10 protein-coding genes, 6 tRNA genes and 3 rRNA genes (1 of these 19 running past the window's edge) are annotated in these 18092 nt (G+C 54.3%); all 19 read right to left on the bottom strand.

Translation table 11 applies throughout. The annotated features are described in order from the left end of the window. Window positions 1–62: 62 nt before the first annotated feature. Window positions 63–4262 carry a DNA-directed RNA polymerase subunit beta' gene (gene rpoC, locus M1E04_RS02415; RefSeq protein ID WP_192133301.1) on the bottom strand — a complete coding sequence of 1400 codons (4200 nt, stop codon included), beginning with the start codon at window positions 4260–4262 and terminating at the stop codon, window positions 63–65. Window positions 4263–4325: 63 nt separating this feature from the next. After that, window positions 4326–8399 (bottom strand): DNA-directed RNA polymerase subunit beta, encoded by a 4074-nt coding sequence (rpoB, locus tag M1E04_RS02410; RefSeq protein WP_065988462.1) that lies wholly within the window; start codon window positions 8397–8399, stop codon window positions 4326–4328. A 221-nt stretch (window positions 8400–8620) separates the two neighbouring features. Further along, complete coding sequence (gene rplL / locus M1E04_RS02405) at window positions 8621–8986, bottom strand: 50S ribosomal protein L7/L12 (RefSeq protein WP_019409897.1); 366 nt, start codon at window positions 8984–8986, stop codon at window positions 8621–8623. Between the two features lie 78 nt (window positions 8987–9064). Further along, window positions 9065–9565 (bottom strand): 50S ribosomal protein L10, encoded by a 501-nt coding sequence (gene rplJ, locus M1E04_RS02400; protein WP_065988463.1) that lies wholly within the window; start codon window positions 9563–9565, stop codon window positions 9065–9067. A gap of 197 nt (window positions 9566–9762) precedes the next feature. Then, window positions 9763–10458, bottom strand: coding sequence for a 50S ribosomal protein L1 (rplA, locus tag M1E04_RS02395; protein ID WP_065988464.1), 696 nt, complete (start codon window positions 10456–10458; stop codon window positions 9763–9765). Next, window positions 10458–10889: a 50S ribosomal protein L11 gene (rplK, locus tag M1E04_RS02390; RefSeq protein WP_037017696.1), complete on the bottom strand. Its 432-nt coding sequence runs from the start codon at window positions 10887–10889 to the stop codon at window positions 10458–10460. Before rplK ends, rplA begins: the two co-directional genes overlap by 1 nt. Window positions 10890–11008: 119 nt before the next feature. Further along, a complete protein-coding gene (nusG, locus tag M1E04_RS02385; protein WP_003317113.1) occupies window positions 11009–11542 on the bottom strand; it encodes a transcription termination/antitermination protein NusG in 534 nt (177 codons plus the stop codon). Between the two features lie 9 nt (window positions 11543–11551). Beyond that, the gene (secE, locus tag M1E04_RS02380; RefSeq protein ID WP_037017694.1) at window positions 11552–11920 is read right to left on the bottom strand and encodes a preprotein translocase subunit SecE; all 369 of its coding nucleotides are present in this window, start codon (window positions 11918–11920) and stop codon (window positions 11552–11554) included. Between the two features lie 44 nt (window positions 11921–11964). After that, window positions 11965–12040: transfer RNA gene (locus M1E04_RS02375), tRNA-Trp, on the bottom strand. A 174-nt stretch (window positions 12041–12214) separates the two neighbouring features. Then, window positions 12215–12290 (bottom strand) — tRNA-Thr (locus tag M1E04_RS02370). Window positions 12291–12316: 26 nt separating this feature from the next. Further along, a tRNA-Gly gene (locus M1E04_RS02365) sits at window positions 12317–12390 on the bottom strand. Window positions 12391–12417: 27 nt separating this feature from the next. Continuing rightward, a tRNA-Tyr gene (locus tag M1E04_RS02360) sits at window positions 12418–12502 on the bottom strand. A 142-nt stretch (window positions 12503–12644) separates the two neighbouring features. After that, window positions 12645–13082 (bottom strand): hypothetical protein, encoded by a 438-nt coding sequence (locus tag M1E04_RS02355; RefSeq protein ID WP_456293139.1) that lies wholly within the window; start codon window positions 13080–13082, stop codon window positions 12645–12647. Window positions 13083–13139: 57 nt separating this feature from the next. Then, window positions 13140–14096, bottom strand: a complete 957-nt coding sequence (gene birA / locus M1E04_RS02350; RefSeq protein WP_456292335.1) for a bifunctional biotin--[acetyl-CoA-carboxylase] ligase/biotin operon repressor BirA — start codon at window positions 14094–14096, stop codon at window positions 13140–13142. Window positions 14097–14287: 191 nt separating this feature from the next. Beyond that, window positions 14288–14403: ribosomal RNA gene (gene rrf / locus M1E04_RS02345) — 5S ribosomal RNA — on the bottom strand. Between the two features lie 146 nt (window positions 14404–14549). Further along, window positions 14550–17442, bottom strand: a 23S ribosomal RNA gene (locus tag M1E04_RS02340). 233 nt (window positions 17443–17675) lie between these two features. Next, a tRNA-Ala gene (locus M1E04_RS02335) sits at window positions 17676–17751 on the bottom strand. Window positions 17752–17858: 107 nt separating this feature from the next. After that, window positions 17859–17935 (bottom strand) — tRNA-Ile (locus M1E04_RS02330). 94 nt (window positions 17936–18029) lie between these two features. Beyond that, window positions 18030–18092 (bottom strand): 16S ribosomal RNA (locus M1E04_RS02325) (it continues 1474 nt past the right edge of the window). The 16S, 23S and 5S rRNA genes sit together here with 2 tRNA genes alongside, the layout of an rRNA operon.

The raw sequence follows: 18092 nt of genomic DNA, 5'->3' as shown, positions 1-18092 counted from the left end.
CAGCCACTGGCAACCCATCAAACCGGTTGAGACCAATGACTGTGAAAATCGGGGCCCTACTCTCAATTACTGCTTGAGTTCAACGCTTCAGTCAGCGCGGCTTCAACTTCGCTCGCACTTACACGCATCGGCTTGTCGGCTTCACGACGACGCTTGCGCTCGCTGTGATATGCCAGACCGGTACCTGCAGGGATCAGACGACCCACTACCACGTTTTCTTTCAGGCCGCGCAGATAATCGCGCTTGCCGGTAACCGCCGCTTCGGTCAATACGCGAGTGGTCTCCTGGAAGGAGGCCGCCGAGATGAACGATTCGGTGGACAGCGACGCCTTGGTGATACCAAGCAACACACGAGTGAATTTGGAAACAAATTTCTCGTCGGTCGCAAGGCGCTCGTTTTCAACCAGGACATGCGTCAACTCCATCTGGTCACCCTTGATGAAGCTGGAGTCGCCAGACTCAGCGATCTCGACCTTACGCAGCATCTGACGAAGGATCGTTTCAATGTGCTTGTCGTTGATCTTCACGCCTTGCAGGCGGTAAACGTCCTGAATCTCGTTGACGATATATTTCGCCAGAGCGCTGACACCCAGCAGGCGCAGGATATCGTGCGGATCGCTTGGGCCGTCGGAGATAACCTCACCACGGCTGACTTGCTCACCTTCGAAGACGTTCAGATGACGCCATTTTGGAATGAGCTCTTCGTACGGATCGGTACCGTCGTTTGGCGTGATAACGAGACGACGCTTGCCTTTGGTCTCTTTACCAAACGCGATCGTACCGCTGACTTCAGCCAGGATCGATGCTTCTTTAGGGCGACGCGCTTCGAACAGGTCGGCAACGCGCGGCAGACCACCAGTGATGTCACGGGTTTTGGAGGTCTCTTGCGGGATACGGGCGATAACGTCACCCACACCCACTTGCACACCATCCGCAACACCGACGAGGGCGTTCGCCGGCAGGAAGTACTGAGCCGGTACGTCAGTACCCGGCAGCAGCAGATCCTTACCATCAACACCAACCATCTTGACCGCAGGACGAATGTCTTTACCTGCTGCAGGGCGATCTTTGGCATCCAGTACTTCGATGTTCGTCAAACCGGTCAATTCGTCCGTCTGGCGCTTGATCGTAATACCTTCCTCCATGCCCACGTAGGTCACAGTACCTTTCATCTCGGTGACGATTGGGTGAGTGTGTGGGTCCCACTTGGCCACGATGGACCCGGCGTCGACCTTGTCACCTTCCTTCACCAGAATCACAGCACCATACGGCAGCTTGTAGCGCTCGCGCTCACGACCGAACTCGTCGGCTATTGCCAACTCACCGGAACGCGACACCGCGACCAGGTGACCATCAAGACGCTCAACGTGCTTCAGGTTGTGCAGACGAACGATACCGCCGTTCTTCACCTGAACACTGTCAGCAGCAGAAGTACGGCTTGCCGCACCACCGATGTGGAACGTACGCATGGTCAGCTGGGTACCCGGCTCACCGATCGACTGAGCCGCGATAACGCCGACCGCCTCACCGATGTTCACCTGGTGACCGCGCGCCAGATCACGGCCATAGCACTTGGCGCAGATACCGAAACGTGTTTCACAGCTGATCGGAGAGCGTACGATCACTTCGTCGATGCTGTTCAGCTCGATGAATTCAACCCACTTCTCGTCAACCAGCGTGCCGCCTGGAACGATGACATCTTCAGTGCCAGGCTTGAATACGTCGCGGGCGATCACTCGACCCAATACGCGTTCGCCCAACGGCTCTACGACGTCGCCACCTTCAATGTGCGGCGTCATGACCAGACCGTGTTCAGTACCGCAGTCAACCTCGGTAACGACCAGATCTTGTGCCACGTCTACAAGACGACGAGTCAGGTAACCAGAGTTCGCGGTTTTCAACGCGGTATCCGCAAGCCCCTTACGAGCACCGTGCGTCGAGATGAAGTACTGAAGAACGCTCAAACCTTCACGGAAGTTAGCAGTAATCGGTGTCTCGATGATCGAGCCATCCGGCTTGGCCATCAGACCCCGCATGCCTGCCAACTGACGAATCTGTGCTGCGGAACCCCGCGCACCCGAGTCAGCCATCATGTACATCGAGTTGAAGGATTCCTGATCAACGGTCTCACCGTGACGATCGACAACCTTCTCTTTCGAGAGGTTCGACATCATCGCCTTGGAGACTTCATCGTTGGCCTTGGACCAGAGGTCGATCACCTTGTTGTACTTCTCGCCCTGGGTAACCAGGCCGGAGGCGTACTGACTCTCGATTTCTTTCACTTCATCGGTTGCTGCGTCGATGATGCGAGCTTTTTCATCAGGGATAACAAAGTCGTTAACGCCGATGGAGACACCCGAGATCGTCGAATAGGCAAAACCGGTGTACATCAGCTGGTCAGCGAAGATTACAGTCTCTTTCAGGCCAACCACCCGGTAGCACTGGTTGATCAGCTTGGAGATTGCCTTCTTCTTCATCGGCTGATTGACGACGTCGTATGACAAGCCGGCCGGAACCACTTGGAACAGCAGCGCACGGCCGACGGTTGTGTCGACGATACGAGTGTTCTTGACGCTGCCGCCGTCACGATCATTGATCGTTTCGTTGATGCGCACTTTCACTTTTGCATGCAGAGCGGCTTCGCCCGCACGGAATACACGGTCCACTTCCTGCAGATCCGCGAATACACGACCTTCGCCTTTGGCGTTGATCGCTTCACGAGTCATGTAGTACAGACCCAATACAACGTCCTGCGAAGGAACGATGATTGGCTCACCGTTCGCTGGCGACAGAATGTTGTTGGTCGACATCATCAGCGCACGGGCTTCGAGCTGGGCTTCCAGCGTCAGCGGCACGTGAACAGCCATCTGGTCACCGTCGAAGTCGGCGTTGTATGCCGCACAGACCAACGGGTGCAGCTGGATCGCTTTACCTTCGATGAGAACCGGCTCAAACGCCTGGATCCCCAGACGGTGAAGCGTCGGCGCACGGTTCAGGAGCACCGGGTGTTCGCGAATGACTTCGGCGAGAACGTCCCAGACTTCTGGCAGCTCGCGCTCGACCATTTTCTTGGCAGCTTTGATGGTGGTAGCGAGACCACGCATCTCGAGCTTGCCGAAAATGAACGGCTTGAACAGCTCCAGTGCCATCTTCTTGGGCAGACCGCACTGATGCAGACGCAGGGTCGGACCTACGGTAATTACCGAACGGCCAGAGTAGTCAACACGCTTACCGAGCAAGTTCTGACGGAAACGGCCCTGCTTACCCTTGATCATGTCAGCCAGGGATTTCAGAGGACGCTTGTTCGAACCTGTGATGGCGCGACCGCGACGACCGTTATCAAGCAACGCATCCACAGCTTCCTGCAACATGCGCTTTTCGTTGCGCACGATGATGTCAGGAGCAGACAGATCGAGCAGGCGCTTCAAGCGGTTGTTACGGTTGATCACTCGACGATAGAGATCGTTAAGGTCGGAAGTCGCGAAACGACCACCATCCAGCGGGACCAGTGGACGCAGATCTGGCGGCAGAACCGGCAGGACGGTCAACACCATCCATTCTGGAAGGTTGCCGGAACCTTGGAAGGCTTCCATCAACTTCAGACGCTTGGACAGCTTCTTGATTTTGGTCTCGGAGTTGGTTTGCGGAATCTCTTCGCGCAGCCGGCCAATCTCGTGTTCCAGATCAATAGCGTGCAGCAGCTCGCGGACAGCCTCGGCACCCATACGGGCGTCGAAATCGTCACCGAACTCTTCGAGAGCCTCGAAGTATTGCTCGTCGTTTAGCAGTTGCCCTTTTTCGAGCGTGGTCATGCCCGGATCGATAACGACATAGCTCTCGAAGTAGAGAACGCGTTCGATATCACGCAGGGTCATGTCCATCAGCAAGCCGATACGGGACGGCAGCGATTTCAGGAACCAGATGTGAGCTACCGGCGAAGCCAGCTCGATGTGAGCCATGCGCTCACGACGGACTTTGGCCAGCGCGACTTCAACGCCACACTTCTCGCAGATGACGCCACGATGCTTCAAGCGCTTGTACTTACCGCACAGGCACTCGTAATCCTTGACCGGGCCAAAGATCTTGGCGCAGAACAGGCCGTCACGCTCAGGTTTGAACGTACGGTAGTTGATGGTTTCCGGTTTTTTAACTTCACCGAACGACCACGAACGGATCATCTCAGGCGACGCCAATCCAATACGGATAGCGTCGAACTCTTCGACTTGACCCTGGTTTTTCAGCAAATTCAGTAGGTCTTTCAAGGCCTTTCCTCCTGGCGGAGCAGAGGGCAGTCATACCGACCCACCCTCGATTCGCGTCACGTGTTATTCGGTTTCCAGATCGATATCGATACCGAGCGAACGGATTTCTTTGATCAACACGTTGAAGGACTCGGGCATGCCCGGCTCCATACGGTGATCGCCGTCCACGATGTTCTTGTACATCTTGGTCCGACCGTTCACGTCGTCCGACTTCACTGTGAGCATTTCTTGCAGAGTGTACGCCGCGCCATAAGCTTCCAGCGCCCAAACCTCCATCTCCCCGAAACGCTGACCACCGAACTGAGCCTTACCACCCAGCGGCTGCTGGGTAACCAGGCTGTACGAACCAGTGGAACGCGCGTGCATCTTGTCGTCCACCAAGTGGTTCAGCTTCAGCATGTACATGTAGCCAACGGTGACCGGACGCTCAAACTTGTTGCCGGTACGGCCGTCGAACAGCTGCATCTGGCCACTGTCCGGCATGTCCGCCAGGCGGAGCATTGCCTTGATTTCGGATTCCTTCGCACCGTCAAATACCGGGGTAGCCATTGGAACGCCGCCACGCAGGTTCTTCGCCAGATCCAGAATCTCCTGATCAGACAGGTCATCTAGACTCTCTTGACGGCCGCCGATCTCGTTATAGATCTCGTTCAGGAACTTACGCAGTTCAACGACTTTACGCTGCTCTTCAAGCATGCGGTTGATCTTCTCGCCCAACCCCTTAGCCGCGAGGCCGAGGTGGGTTTCGAGGATCTGACCGACGTTCATACGCGAAGGTACACCCAACGGGTTGAGGACGATATCCACCGGAGTACCGTTGGCATCGTGCGGCATGTCTTCAACCGGCATGATCACGGAGACCACACCTTTGTTACCGTGACGACCGGCCATCTTGTCGCCAGGCTGGATACGACGGCGGATGGCAAGGTAAACCTTGACGATCTTGAGTACACCTGGAGCAAGATCATCGCCCTGCTGCAGCTTGCGCTTCTTGTCTTCGAACTTGTCGTCAAGCAGACGGCGACGATCGACGATGTAAGCCTGAGCTTTCTCGAGTTGCTCGTTCAGCGCATCTTCGACCATGCGCAGCTTGAACCACTGACCGTGTTCCAGGCCGTCCAGAATTTCATTGGTGATTTCCTGCCCCTTCTTCAGGCCAGCACCACCTTCAGCGGTACGACCCACCAGAGCGGAACGCAAACGTTCGAACGTTGCGCCTTCAACAATGCGGAACTCTTCGTTCAGGTCCTTGCGGATCTCGTCGAGCTGGCTCTTCTCGATGGACAGCGCACGAGCATCACGCTCAACGCCATCACGAGTGAAGACCTGAACGTCGATAACGGTGCCTTTGGTACCGGTAGGCACGCGCAAGGACGTGTCTTTAACGTCGCTTGCTTTTTCACCGAAGATCGCACGCAGCAGCTTCTCTTCCGGGGTCAGCTGGGTCTCGCCTTTCGGAGTGACCTTACCTACCAGGATGTCGCCTGCGCCGACTTCAGCGCCTACATAAACGATACCAGCTTCATCCAGCTTGTTCAGTGCTGCCTCACCCACGTTAGGGATGTCGGCAGTGATCTCTTCAGGCCCGAGCTTGGTATCACGCGCCACACAGGTCAGTTCCTGAATGTGGATCGTGGTGAAGCGGTCTTCCTGAACAACACGCTCGGACAGGCAGATGGAGTCTTCGAAGTTGAAGCCGTTCCACGCCATGAACGCGATGCGCATGTTCTGACCCAGCGCCAGTTCACCCATATCGGTGGACGGGCCGTCAGCCATGATGTCGCTACGCTGAACGCGGTCACCCTTGCTCACCAGCGGACGCTGGTTGATGCAGGTATTCTGGTTCGAACGTGTGTATTTGGTCAGGTTGTAGATGTCGACACCGGCTTCGCCTGTCTCAACTTCGTCATCTGCAACACGAACCACGATACGGCTGGCGTCTACCGAGTCGATCACGCCGCCACGACGGGCCACGACGCAAACACCGGAGTCACGCGCAACGTTGCGCTCCATGCCAGTACCAACCAGCGGCTTGTCAGCGCGCAATGTTGGGACAGCCTGACGCTGCATGTTCGAACCCATCAACGCACGGTTGGCGTCGTCGTGCTCAAGGAACGGGATCAGCGATGCCGCGACCGATACAACCTGCTTCGGCGAAACATCCATCAGGGTGACGTCTTCCGGCGCCTTGACGGTGAACTCGTTCAAGTGACGAACAGCAACCAGCTCGTCAATCAGGATCTTCTTGTCGTTCATTGCGGCAGAAGCCTGGGCAATGACGTGATCTGCTTCCTCAATAGCCGAGAGGAAAACAATTTCGTCAGTTACCAGAGCATCTTTAACCACACGGTACGGGCTCTCGAGGAAGCCGTACTGGTTGGTGCGCGCATAGGCAGCCAAGGAGTTGATCAGACCAATGTTCGGACCTTCCGGCGTTTCAATCGGGCACACGCGACCGTAGTGAGTCGGGTGTACGTCACGGACTTCAAAGCCAGCACGCTCACGCGTCAGACCACCAGGGCCGAGTGCAGAGACGCGACGCTTGTGAGTGATCTCGGACAGCGGGTTGTTCTGGTCCATGAACTGTGAAAGCTGGCTGGAACCGAAGAACTCTTTCACCGCCGCCGCTACAGGCTTGGCGTTGATCAGGTCTTGAGGCATCAGGCCTTCGCTTTCCGCCATCGAAAGACGTTCTTTGACCGCGCGCTCAACACGCACCAGACCTACACGGAACTGGTTCTCGGCCATCTCACCTACGCAACGAACGCGACGGTTACCAAGGTGATCGATGTCATCGACGATGCCTTTACCGTTCCGGATGTCGACCAGAGTCTTCAATACAGCGACGATGTCGTCTTTGTGAAGCACGCCAGAACCTTCGATCTCGGTACGACCGATACGACGGTTGAACTTCATCCGACCTACAGCCGACAGATCGTAACGCTCTGGGCTAAAGAACAGATTGTTGAACAAGGTCTCGGCAGCATCCTTGGTAGGTGGCTCGCCAGGACGCATCATCCGATAGATTTCGACCAGGGCTTCAAGCTGATTGCCGGTCGAGTCGATCTTCAAGGTGTCGGAAATGAACGGGCCGCAGTCGATATCGTTCGTGTACAGCGTCTCGATACGGACAACCTGAGCCTTGGCAATCTTCGCCAGGATCTCGGTGTTCAGCTCGGTATTGCACTCGGCAATGATCTCGCCCGTCGCGGGGTGCACGATCGCTTTGGCGCTAGTGCGGCCGATTACGTAGTCGAGCGGAACTTCAAGGGTCTTGATGTTCGCTTTTTCGAGCTGGTTAATGTGGCGAGCCGTGATACGACGGCCTTGCTCAACGATGACCTTGCCCTTGTCGTCCAGTATATCCAGAACGGCAATTTCGCCACGCAGGCGCTGAGGCACCAACTCCAGATTCAGGTTCTCGCCATGAACGTGGAATACGTTGGTGGTGTAGAAGGCATCCAGCACTTCTTCAGTGGTGTAACCCAATGCACGGAGCAGAACCGATGCAGGGAGTTTGCGGCGACGGTCGATACGTACGAAGACACAGTCTTTCGGATCGAATTCGAAGTCCAGCCACGAACCACGGTAAGGAATGATGCGAGCCGAGTACAACAGTTTGCCAGAGCTGTGCGTCTTACCGCGGTCGTGGTCAAAGAACACGCCTGGGGAACGGTGCAGCTGGGAAACGATCACTCGTTCGGTACCGTTGATAACGAAGGTACCGTTCTCAGTCATCAGGGGGATTTCACCCATGTAGACTTCTTGCTCTTTGATGTCCTTGATCGCTTTATTCGACGATTCTTTGTCGAAAATGATCAGACGTACTTTTACCCGCAAAGGTACGGCGTATGTCACACCGCGGAGCACGCATTCCTTGACATCAAAAGCCGGTTCGCCCAGACGATAACCCACATACTCCAAAGCAGCATTGCCGGAGTAGCTGATGATCGGGAAAACAGATTTGAAGGCCGCATGCAGGCCCACGTCGCGGAACTGATCTTTAGTCGCTCCCGCTTGCAAGAATTCACGATACGAATCCAGCTGGATGGCCAGGAGGTAAGGCACATCCATGACGTCCGGCAACTTGCTAAAGTCCTTGCGGATACGTTTTTTCTCAGTATATGAGTAAGCCATCAGCGTTCCCCAGCTTGGTCACCTGCTTGTTTGGCTCCTCCCGACGGGAGCAGCCAGAAAAATCTTGCGAACCCCATGGTTCGCGCCACCGTTCAAGGTGGGTAGATCACGTAATCAGCGCTAACCGAATCAGCTGCCAACAACGGAAAAAGGCCGGTGGCAGAAGCCACCAGCCATCAGCCTTTCGCTTAACGCTTGGGCTGGAAACGCAAAGTCGATGCTTACTTCAGCTCGACTTTAGCGCCTGCTTCTTCCAGGGTAGCCTTGGCTTTGTCAGCAGCGTCTTTTGCTACTGCTTCCAGGACCATTGCTGGAGCACCGTCAACGACTGCCTTGGCTTCTTTCAGGCCCAGACCGGTCAGTTCACGAACTGCTTTAATGACGTTAACTTTCTTCTCGCCCGCTTCCAGCAGCATGACGTTGAATTCGGTTTGCTCTTCAACAACGGCAGCAGCAGCAGCTGGACCAGCGGAAGCAGCGGCAGCGCTAACACCGAATTTTTCTTCGAATGCTTTGATCAGCTCTACAACCTGCAGAACGGACATTTCAGCTACGGCGTTGAGGATATCGTCTTGAGAGATAGACATGACTCTAATTCCTGAATTGGGGGACGGCCTACGCGACCATCGAAATAAACAAAAATACGCGAGAGGAAGTGCCTGCCCTTAGGCTGCAGCGGCTTCTTTCTGTTCGCGGATGGCCGCCAGTGTACGAGCGAGCTTGCTGGTAGCGCCTTGAATCACGCTCATCAGCTGGGAAATCGCTTCGTTGCGGGTCGGCAATGTTGCCAGTACGTCGATCTGATTAGGTGCGAGGAACTTGCCCTCGAACGCAGCTGCCTTGATCTCGAACTTATCCTGACCTTTAGCGAACTCTTTGAACAAACGGGCAGCAGCGCCAGGGTGTTCATTGGAGAACGCGATCAAGGTCGGGCCGGTGAACACATCGTTGAGGACACTGTATTCAGTGTCAGCAACGGCGCGCTTGAGCAGGGTGTTACGTACGACACGCACGTATACGCCAGCTTCACGAGCCTCTTTACGGAGTCCGGTCATCGCGCCTACTGTCACACCGCGGGCATCAGCCACAACAGCAGACAGAGCGTTTTTGGCAGCCTCGTTGACTTCAGCGACGATGGCCTTCTTGTCTTCGAGTTTAATTGCCACGGGTTTAACTCCTGCTTGTTACCGTTTCATCTGACCTGAGCCGGATGTCGTTTTGGTGTCTGATTCGGTAAGGAACCGGGAGCACCATCTGCGTAGGCTTGAGGTTTAAGACTTTCGCCGCCTACGGTCTTGGATAGCCCCCGCCAGGCAGGGACCCCAATTTTCGCAACGGCGCGGTTACCCGCGCCGTGCCAGTCTCACGCGTCCAACGAACCTTGGTCGATGACCAAGCCTGGGCCCATAGTAGTGCTCAGGGTTACGCGCTTGACGTAGATACCTTTCGAGGAAGCAGGCTTGATACGCTTCAAATCAGCGATCAGTGCTTCAACGTTCTCACGCAGCTTGTCTGCTTCGAAGCCGACCTTGCCAACGGAAGTGTGGATAATGCCGTTTTTATCGGTGCGATAGCGAACCTGACCAGCCTTGGCATTTTTAACGGCAGTGGCTACGTCTGGAGTAACAGTACCGACCTTCGGGTTAGGCATCAGGCCACGCGGGCCGAGGATCTGACCCAACTGACCAACAACACGCATTGCGTCCGGGGAGGCAATAACGACGTCATAGTTCAGATCGCCGCCCTTCATTTCAGCAGCCAGATCGTCCATACCAACGCGATCAGCACCGGCAGCCAGAGCAGCTTCAGCAGCTGGACCCTGAGTAAATACAGCTACACGAACGGTCTTGCCAGTGCCGTGTGGCAGTACGGTAGCGCTACGTACAACCTGGTCGGATTTACGTGGGTCAACACCGAGGTTCACAGCGACGTCTACGGACTCGCTGAACTTCACTGTCGACAACTCAGCCAGCAGGGCAGCAGCTTCGTTGAAGTTATACGATTTGCCAGCTTCAACCTTGGAAGCGATAGCCTTTTGGCGCTTAGTCAGCTTAGCCATTACACACCCTCCACGTTAAGGCCCATGCTACGAGCGGAACCGGCGATTGTACGCACGGCGGCGTCCATATCAGCAGCGGTCAAGTCGGCATTTTTTGCCTTGGCGATTTCTTCAAGCTGAGCACGGGTCACAGTGCCAACTTTTACGGTATTCGGACGAGCCGAGCCGCTGGTCAAGCCAGCTGCTTTTTTCAGCAGTACCGAAGCCGGGGTGCTTTTGGTTTCAAATGTGAAGCTGCGGTCACTGTAAACAGTGATGATCACAGGAGTAGGCAGACCTGGCTCAATACCCTGAGTACGGGCGTTGAACGCTTTGCAGAACTCCATGATGTTCACGCCGTGCTGACCCAGTGCAGGACCAACGGGCGGGCTCGGGTTAGCCTGAGCTGCTTTCACTTGAAGCTTGATGTAAGCGGTAATCTTCTTGGCCATGAGGCACTCCAATTACGGGTTCTAGCGCCTCGAGAGGCTCCCCGGTTACTTGCGCGTTTATCCCGGTGACGAAAAAACCCCACAGCCCAAGGCTGCGGGGTATGGGATTCTGAGATCAGTTACGCCTTTTCGACCTGACTGAACTCCAGCTCCACCGGAGTGGAGCGTCCGAAAATGAGCACGGCCACCTGGATCCGACTCTTCTCGTAATTGACCTCTTCAACGGTACCGTTGAAGTCAGCAAACGGACCGTCTGTAACACGAACGACTTCGCCCGGCTCGAACAGAGTTTTTGGCTTTGGCTTATCGCTGCCATCAGCGACGCGACGCAGAATGGCTTCAGCTTCTTTATCGGTAATTGGGGCAGGCTTGTCTGCAGTGCCGCCAATGAAGCCCATGACACGAGGAGTATCCTTAACCAAGTGCCAGGTACCTTCGTTCATGTCCATCTGGACAAGCACATAGCCAGGGAAGAACTTACGTTCACTTTTGCGTTTCTGGCCGTTACGCATTTCCACTACTTCTTCAGTAGGGACCAGAATTTCGCCGAAGCCATCTTCCATGCCTGCAAGCTTTACGCGCTCAACCAGTGAGCGCATGACATGCTTCTCGTAACCCGAGTAGGCATGCACTACGTACCAACGCTTAGCCACGGGACACCCTTAGCCGACAATCAAGGAAACAAGCCAGCCGAGCAGGGAATCCAACCCCCACAACAGCAGCGCCATCACAAGAACCACTGCAACCACGATCAAAGTGGTCTGGGTAGTCTCTTGGCGCGTAGGCCACACGACTTTACGAATCTCAGCGCGCGCTTCCTTGGCCAAAACAAAGAAAGCCTTGCCCTTCCCCGTCTGCAGCGCCACATAGGCTGCCACGGCGGCGATTACAAGCAGGGCAAGAACGCGATACAGGATTGGTTGCGCAGAATAGTATTGATTTCCAACGACACCCACGACCACCAGAAGCACTACTACAAGCCACTTCACGAGATCAAACCGGGAGTCTTGGGCTTCAGCCTTTGGATTCATCTACTAAAATCCTGTGAAAAGAAAGCCAGATACATTTGAGAATCTGGCAGGTCAGGAGGGAATCGAACCCCCAACCTACGGTTTTGGAGACCGTCGCTCTGCCAATTGAGCTACTGACCTAAAAGCAAAATCAGGCCGAACATTATGCGGACCTGACAGGAAGATTTCAACAGCAACTCGATAATGCGATGGCAAAAATCGACTCACTGCAGCACCAGCTCACCAAGAGCGTAAAGATCCCGGGATTCTTGGCGCCTAAAACAAAGGCAGATACTCACATATCTGCCTTAGTAATGGAGCTCTTGAGCGGATTTGAACCGCTGACCTCACCCTTACCAAGGGTGTGCTCTACCAACTGAGCTACAAGAGCAAAACACATTGCACAACCAGCAAACTTGGAGCGGGTAGCGGGAATCGAACCCGCATCATCAGCTTGGAAGGCTGAGGTTCTACCACTAAACTATACCCGCTGAGCTTTGCTGCTTACGCTCAAAATATGGTGGAGGGGGAAGGATTCGAACCTTCGAAGTCGTAGACGTCAGATTTACAGTCTGATCCCTTTGGCCGCTCGGGAACCCCTCCTAAGCGAGGCAGCATTCTATATGATGCCACCCTTCTGTCAACCTTTTTCTCAATAAAAACTTGAGGTTACAAGCATTGACTCTTGCTACACCAGTACGAATCAAGCGATCTGCACTGCGAAGCGGGCGCCATTCTATTCAAACTAATCTGGGGTTGCAATGCCTTCACACGACATTATTTCATTTTTTAGCATGGGAAAATCTCTACGGAGCTCGGCGATAAGCGCATCGCTCACCAGCCGCCTACTCGCAGGCGCAATTTTTAGCCAAAACACGCTGCCTCGCTGATCCAGGCGCTTTCCCAGGTGAGTATCGATATCCAACGCAACAAGGCGCTGCTCGAGAAGCGTCACCTCAGCCCGCTTGGCGGTGCCGCCCAAATAGAGGCATTTCTCTTGCTCTGCGTCCATCCGCTCCTTACTCCTACCCAATCCGGACTCGCTAAGCAGCCGAATATCCTGGCCATATGATCGATGGGTTAACAGCGGCTCGACCTCTTTCGGGCGTAGCGGCGCATCCTGCTGATGCCAGACAAAATAAAGACCGTTCAACATGAGCAACAAAAAAAACGCCCAGGGCATAATCACCTCATAGACAACACGCATCCGAATGCATATCTATCAACTCCTATCTCTCCCCTAATTACCCTCGAGCCTCAGACTCACCTCCCCCCCGGCAAACTGCTCCTCACGGCCACCTACCTCCAGCCGTAGCGCTCCATCGTCACCAACTCCCAAGACCACACCCTTGGTGATCTGCGCACCCGTAGTGAGAGCGACCGCAAGGCCCTGCCATAAGTGCTTGTCTTCCCAATCTCTTCGGTAGGCCGCAAAGCCTTTCTCCTGATGACCAGCAAGATAAACGCTGAGATTTCGACTGAGCGCGCAAGCAACGCGATTCCGATCCTGAACATGCACAAGCTCCAGAGCCAATGAAGTCCAAGCCTGGTCTACGTTAATGGATTCACGCATATTCACGTTGATCCCAATACCAATCACTACATGACATACATTGGCAGGATCGCCGGTGAGTTCGAGCAGAACCCCAGCAATCTTCTTACCGCCAACCAGAATGTCGTTAGGCCATTTCAGCCCCGCAGTACCAATACCGAGCTCTCGCAGCGTATCTACCACAGCAAGGCCTACGAGAAGACTGAGGCCATCCAGGCGGCGCGTCCCGCCATCCAGACGCAAGGCGAGGCTGTAATAGAGATTTTCAGCGAAAGGACTTACCCACTGACGGCCACGCCTTCCGCGGCCAGCCGTCTGCCGCTCTGCAAGAACCAAGCAAGGAAGTTCAGCGCCTGAATTCGCTACGCGCATGGCTTCAGCATTAGTTGAGTCGATAATTTCGTGAATCCTGCACGTCCAACCCAACCCGACATGTTCCCGGCGCAGCGCCTCATAGTCCAGCAAGGACAGCGGCGACGCCAATCGGTAGCCACGACCGCGCACCTTGTAAATTTCTATGCCGAGGTCAGCCTGGACCTGCTGCAGCTTCTTCCAGACGGCGCTCCGGCTGACGCCCAGCGCAAGCCCCAGATCCTCGCCGGAGTGAAACGCACCGTCTTCAAGTAGCTTTAGCAGTGTATGCATGAGTGAGAGTGCCTAGTAGTAAGACGCGCATGATAGCCATACAGAAGACCTGCGCAAGCATACGTTTCACCACTTGGGCCGCAGGCGTGCTGCGCTTGAGCTCTAATTGGTTGGGAGGGTTAGTTGGCAGCTTTTTCCGCGCGCAAAAACAAAACCCCATCTGCTTTCGCAAATGGGGTTCTGGAATTTAATCTTGACGATGACCTACTCTCACATGGGGAAACCCCACACTACCATCGGCGATGCATCGTTTCACTGCTGAGTTCGGGATGGGATCAGGTGGTTCCAACGCTCTATGGTCGTCAAGAAATTCGGGTACTGACTCGTTCCTGAGAACGCTTCAGCAAATCGGGTATGTGATCAAGGTACCGCTTGTGTGTACGCAAACTTTCGTCTTCATGCGTCTTCACACACCGCAATCTGCTGTCTTTTTGCAGATTGCTTGGGTGTTATATGGTCAAGCCTCACGGGCAATTAGTATTGGTTAGCTCAACGCCTCACAGCGCTTACACACCCAACCTATCAACGTCGTAGTCTTCGACGGCCCTTCAGGGAACTCAAGGTTCCAGTGAGATCTCATCTTGAGGCAAGTTTCCCGCTTAGATGCTTTCAGCGGTTATCTTTTCCGAACATAGCTACCCGGCAATGCCACTGGCGTGACAACCGGAACACCAGAGGTTCGTCCACTCCGGTCCTCTCGTACTAGGAGCAGCCCCTCTCAAATCTCAAACGTCCACGGCAGATAGGGACCGAACTGTCTCACGACGTTCTAAACCCAGCTCGCGTACCACTTTAAATGGCGAACAGCCATACCCTTGGGACCGGCTTCAGCCCCAGGATGTGATGAGCCGACATCGAGGTGCCAAACACCGCCGTCGATATGAACTCTTGGGCGGTATCAGCCTGTTATCCCCGGAGTACCTTTTATCCGTTGAGCGATGGCCCTTCCATACAGAACCACCGGATCACTAAGACCTACTTTCGTACCTGCTCGACGTGTCTGTCTCGCAGTCAAGCGCGCTTTTGCCTTTATACTCTACGACCGATTTCCGACCGGTCTGAGCGCACCTTCGTACTCCTCCGTTACTCTTTAGGAGGAGACCGCCCCAGTCAAACTACCCACCATACACTGTCCTCGATCCGGATAACGGACCTGAGTTAGAACCTCAAAGTTGCCAGGGTGGTATTTCAAGGTTGGCTCCACGCAGACTGGCGTCCACGCTTCAAAGCCTCCCACCTATCCTACACAAGCAAATTCAAAGTCCAGTGCAAAGCTATAGTAAAGGTTCACGGGGTCTTTCCGTCTAGCCGCGGATACACTGCATCTTCACAGCGATTTCAATTTCACTGAGTCTCGGGTGGAGACAGCGCCGCCATCGTTACGCCATTCGTGCAGGTCGGAACTTACCCGACAAGGAATTTCGCTACCTTAGGACCGTTATAGTTACGGCCGCCGTTTACCGGGGCTTCGATCAAGAGCTTCGCGTTAGCTAACCCCATCAATTAACCTTCCGGCACCGGGCAGGCGTCACACCCTATACGTCCACTTTCGTGTTTGCAGAGTGCTGTGTTTTTAATAAACAGTCGCAGCGGCCTGGTATCTTCGACCGGCATGAGCTTACGGAGCAAGTCCTTCACCCTCACCGGCGCACCTTCTCCCGAAGTTACGGTGCCATTTTGCCTAGTTCCTTCACCCGAGTTCTCTCAAGCGCCTTGGTATTCTCTACCCAACCACCTGTGTCGGTTTGGGGTACGGTTCCTGGTTACCTGAAGCTTAGAAGCTTTTCTTGGAAGCATGGCATCAACCACTTCGTGTTCTAAAGAACACTCGTCATCAGCTCTCGGCCTTGAAACCCCGGATTTACCTAAGATTTCAGCCTACCACCTTAAACCTGGACAACCAACGCCAGGCTGGCCTAGCCTTCTCCGTCCCTCCATCGCAATAACCAGAAGTACAGGAATATTAACCTGTTTTCCATCGACTACGCTTTTCAGCCTCGCCTTAGGGACCGACTAACCCTGCGTCGATTAACGTTGCGCAGGAAACCTTGGTCTTTCGGCGTGGGTGTTTTTCACACCCATTGTCGTTACTCATGTCAGCATTCGCACTTCTGATACCTCCAGCAAGCTTCTCAACTCACCTTCACAGGCTTACAGAACGCTCCTCTACCGCATCATCCTAAGATGATACCCGTAGCTTCGGTGCATGGTTTGAGCCCCGTTACATCTTCCGCGCAGGCCGACTCGACTAGTGAGCTATTACGCTTTCTTTAAAGGGTGGCTGCTTCTAAGCCAACCTCCTAGCTGTCTAAGCCTTCCCACATCGTTTCCCACTTAACCATGACTTTGGGACCTTAGCTGACGGTCTGGGTTGTTTCCCTTTTCACGACGGACGTTAGCACCCGCCGTGTGTCTCCCATGCTCGGCACTTGTAGGTATTCGGAGTTTGCATCGGTTTGGTAAGTCGGGATGACCCCCTAGCCGAAACAGTGCTCTACCCCCTACAGTGATACATGAGGCGCTACCTAAATAGCTTTCGAGGAGAACCAGCTATCTCCGAGCTTGATTAGCCTTTCACTCCGATCCACAGGTCATCCGCTAACTTTTCAACGGTAGTCGGTTCGGTCCTCCAGTTAGTGTTACCCAACCTTCAACCTGCCCATGGATAGATCGCCCGGTTTCGGGTCTATTCCCAGCGACTAGACGCCCTATTAAGACTCGCTTTCGCTACGCCTCCCCTATTCGGTTAAGCTCGCCACTGAAAATAAGTCGCTGACCCATTATACAAAAGGTACGCAGTCACCCAACAAAGTGGGCTCCCACTGCTTGTACGCATACGGTTTCAGGATCTATTTCACTCCGCTCTCCGCGGTTCTTTTCGCCTTTCCCTCACGGTACTGGTTCACTATCGGTCAGTCAGTAGTATTTAGCCTTGGAGGATGGTCCCCCCATGTTCAGACAAGGTTTCTCGTGCCCCGTCCTACTCGATTTCATTGACAAGAGATTTTCGCGTACAGGGCTATCACCCACTATGGCCGCACTTTCCAGAGCGTTCCGCTAATCTCAAATCAACTTAAGGGCTGGTCCCCGTTCGCTCGCCACTACTAAGGGAATCTCGGTTGATTTCTTTTCCTCAGGGTACTTAGATGTTTCAGTTCCCCTGGTTCGCTCCATACACCTATGTATTCAGTGTAAGGTAACTGTCTTATGACAGCTGGGTTCCCCCATTCAGACATCTCCGGATCACAGTCTGTTTGCCGACTCCCCGAAGCTTTTCGCAGGCTACCACGTCTTTCATCGCCTCTGACTGCCAAGGCATCCACCGTATGCGCTTCTTCACTTGACCATATAACCCCAAGCAATCTGGTTATACTGTGAAGACGACATTCGCCGAAAGTTTGCATTTCACAAACTTTACCTTAGCCTGGACACGCACCAGTGAAAGAGGTGCCCAGTCTATATTTCAATCACATACCCAAATTTTTAAAGAACGATCCAGTCAAAAGACCAGAAATCAACACTCATCATCCCAGCGGATGGAGCGCTCATTTCTAAGCTTTCAGCAATCAGAAGCAGTTATGGTGGAGCCAAACGGGATCGAACCGTTGACCTCCTGCGTGCAAGGCAGGCGCTCTCCCAGCTGAGCTATGGCCCCATAACAAAATTGGTGGGTCTGGGCAGATTCGAACTGCAAAGAACCTGACCTCACCACTCTTTACCTTGGGGGCGGGGTGCGCTCTAACCAACAACTCACCAAGTAACTGGTGGGTCTGGGCAGATTCGAACTGCCGACCTCACCCTTATCAGGGGTGCGCTCTAACCAACTGAGCTACAGACCCGAATCGGGTTTGCAAAGCAAAAACTGCTTCTATCGTCTTCTTCAATGAATCAAGCAATTCGTGTGGGAACTTGCGAAGAAGCTGAGTCTTCGATTAAGGAGGTGATCCAGCCGCAGGTTCCCCTACGGCTACCTTGTTACGACTTCACCCCAGTCAT

The sequence above is a fragment of the Pseudomonas sp. AK106 genome, assembly GCF_053903055.1.
Note: the sequence above shows the minus strand (reverse complement) of the source record. Positions and strands in the feature narration are given on the sequence as shown.

Coding starts and splice junctions, on each gene's coding strand:
- rplA (WP_065988464.1), bottom strand. CDS start 10,458: ATGGCTAAGCTGACTAAGCGCCAAAAGGCTATCGCTTCCAAGGTTGAA.
- M1E04_RS02355 (WP_456293139.1), bottom strand. CDS start 13,082: ATGCCCTGGGCGTTTTTTTTGTTGCTCATGTTGAACGGTCTTTATTTT.
- rplK (WP_037017696.1), bottom strand. CDS start 10,889: ATGGCCAAGAAGATTACCGCTTACATCAAGCTTCAAGTGAAAGCAGCT.
- secE (WP_037017694.1), bottom strand. CDS start 11,920: ATGAATCCAAAGGCTGAAGCCCAAGACTCCCGGTTTGATCTCGTGAAG.
- rplL (WP_019409897.1), bottom strand. CDS start 8,986: ATGTCTATCTCTCAAGACGATATCCTCAACGCCGTAGCTGAAATGTCC.
- rpoB (WP_065988462.1), bottom strand. CDS start 8,399: ATGGCTTACTCATATACTGAGAAAAAACGTATCCGCAAGGACTTTAGC.
- birA (WP_456292335.1), bottom strand. CDS start 14,096: ATGCATACACTGCTAAAGCTACTTGAAGACGGTGCGTTTCACTCCGGC.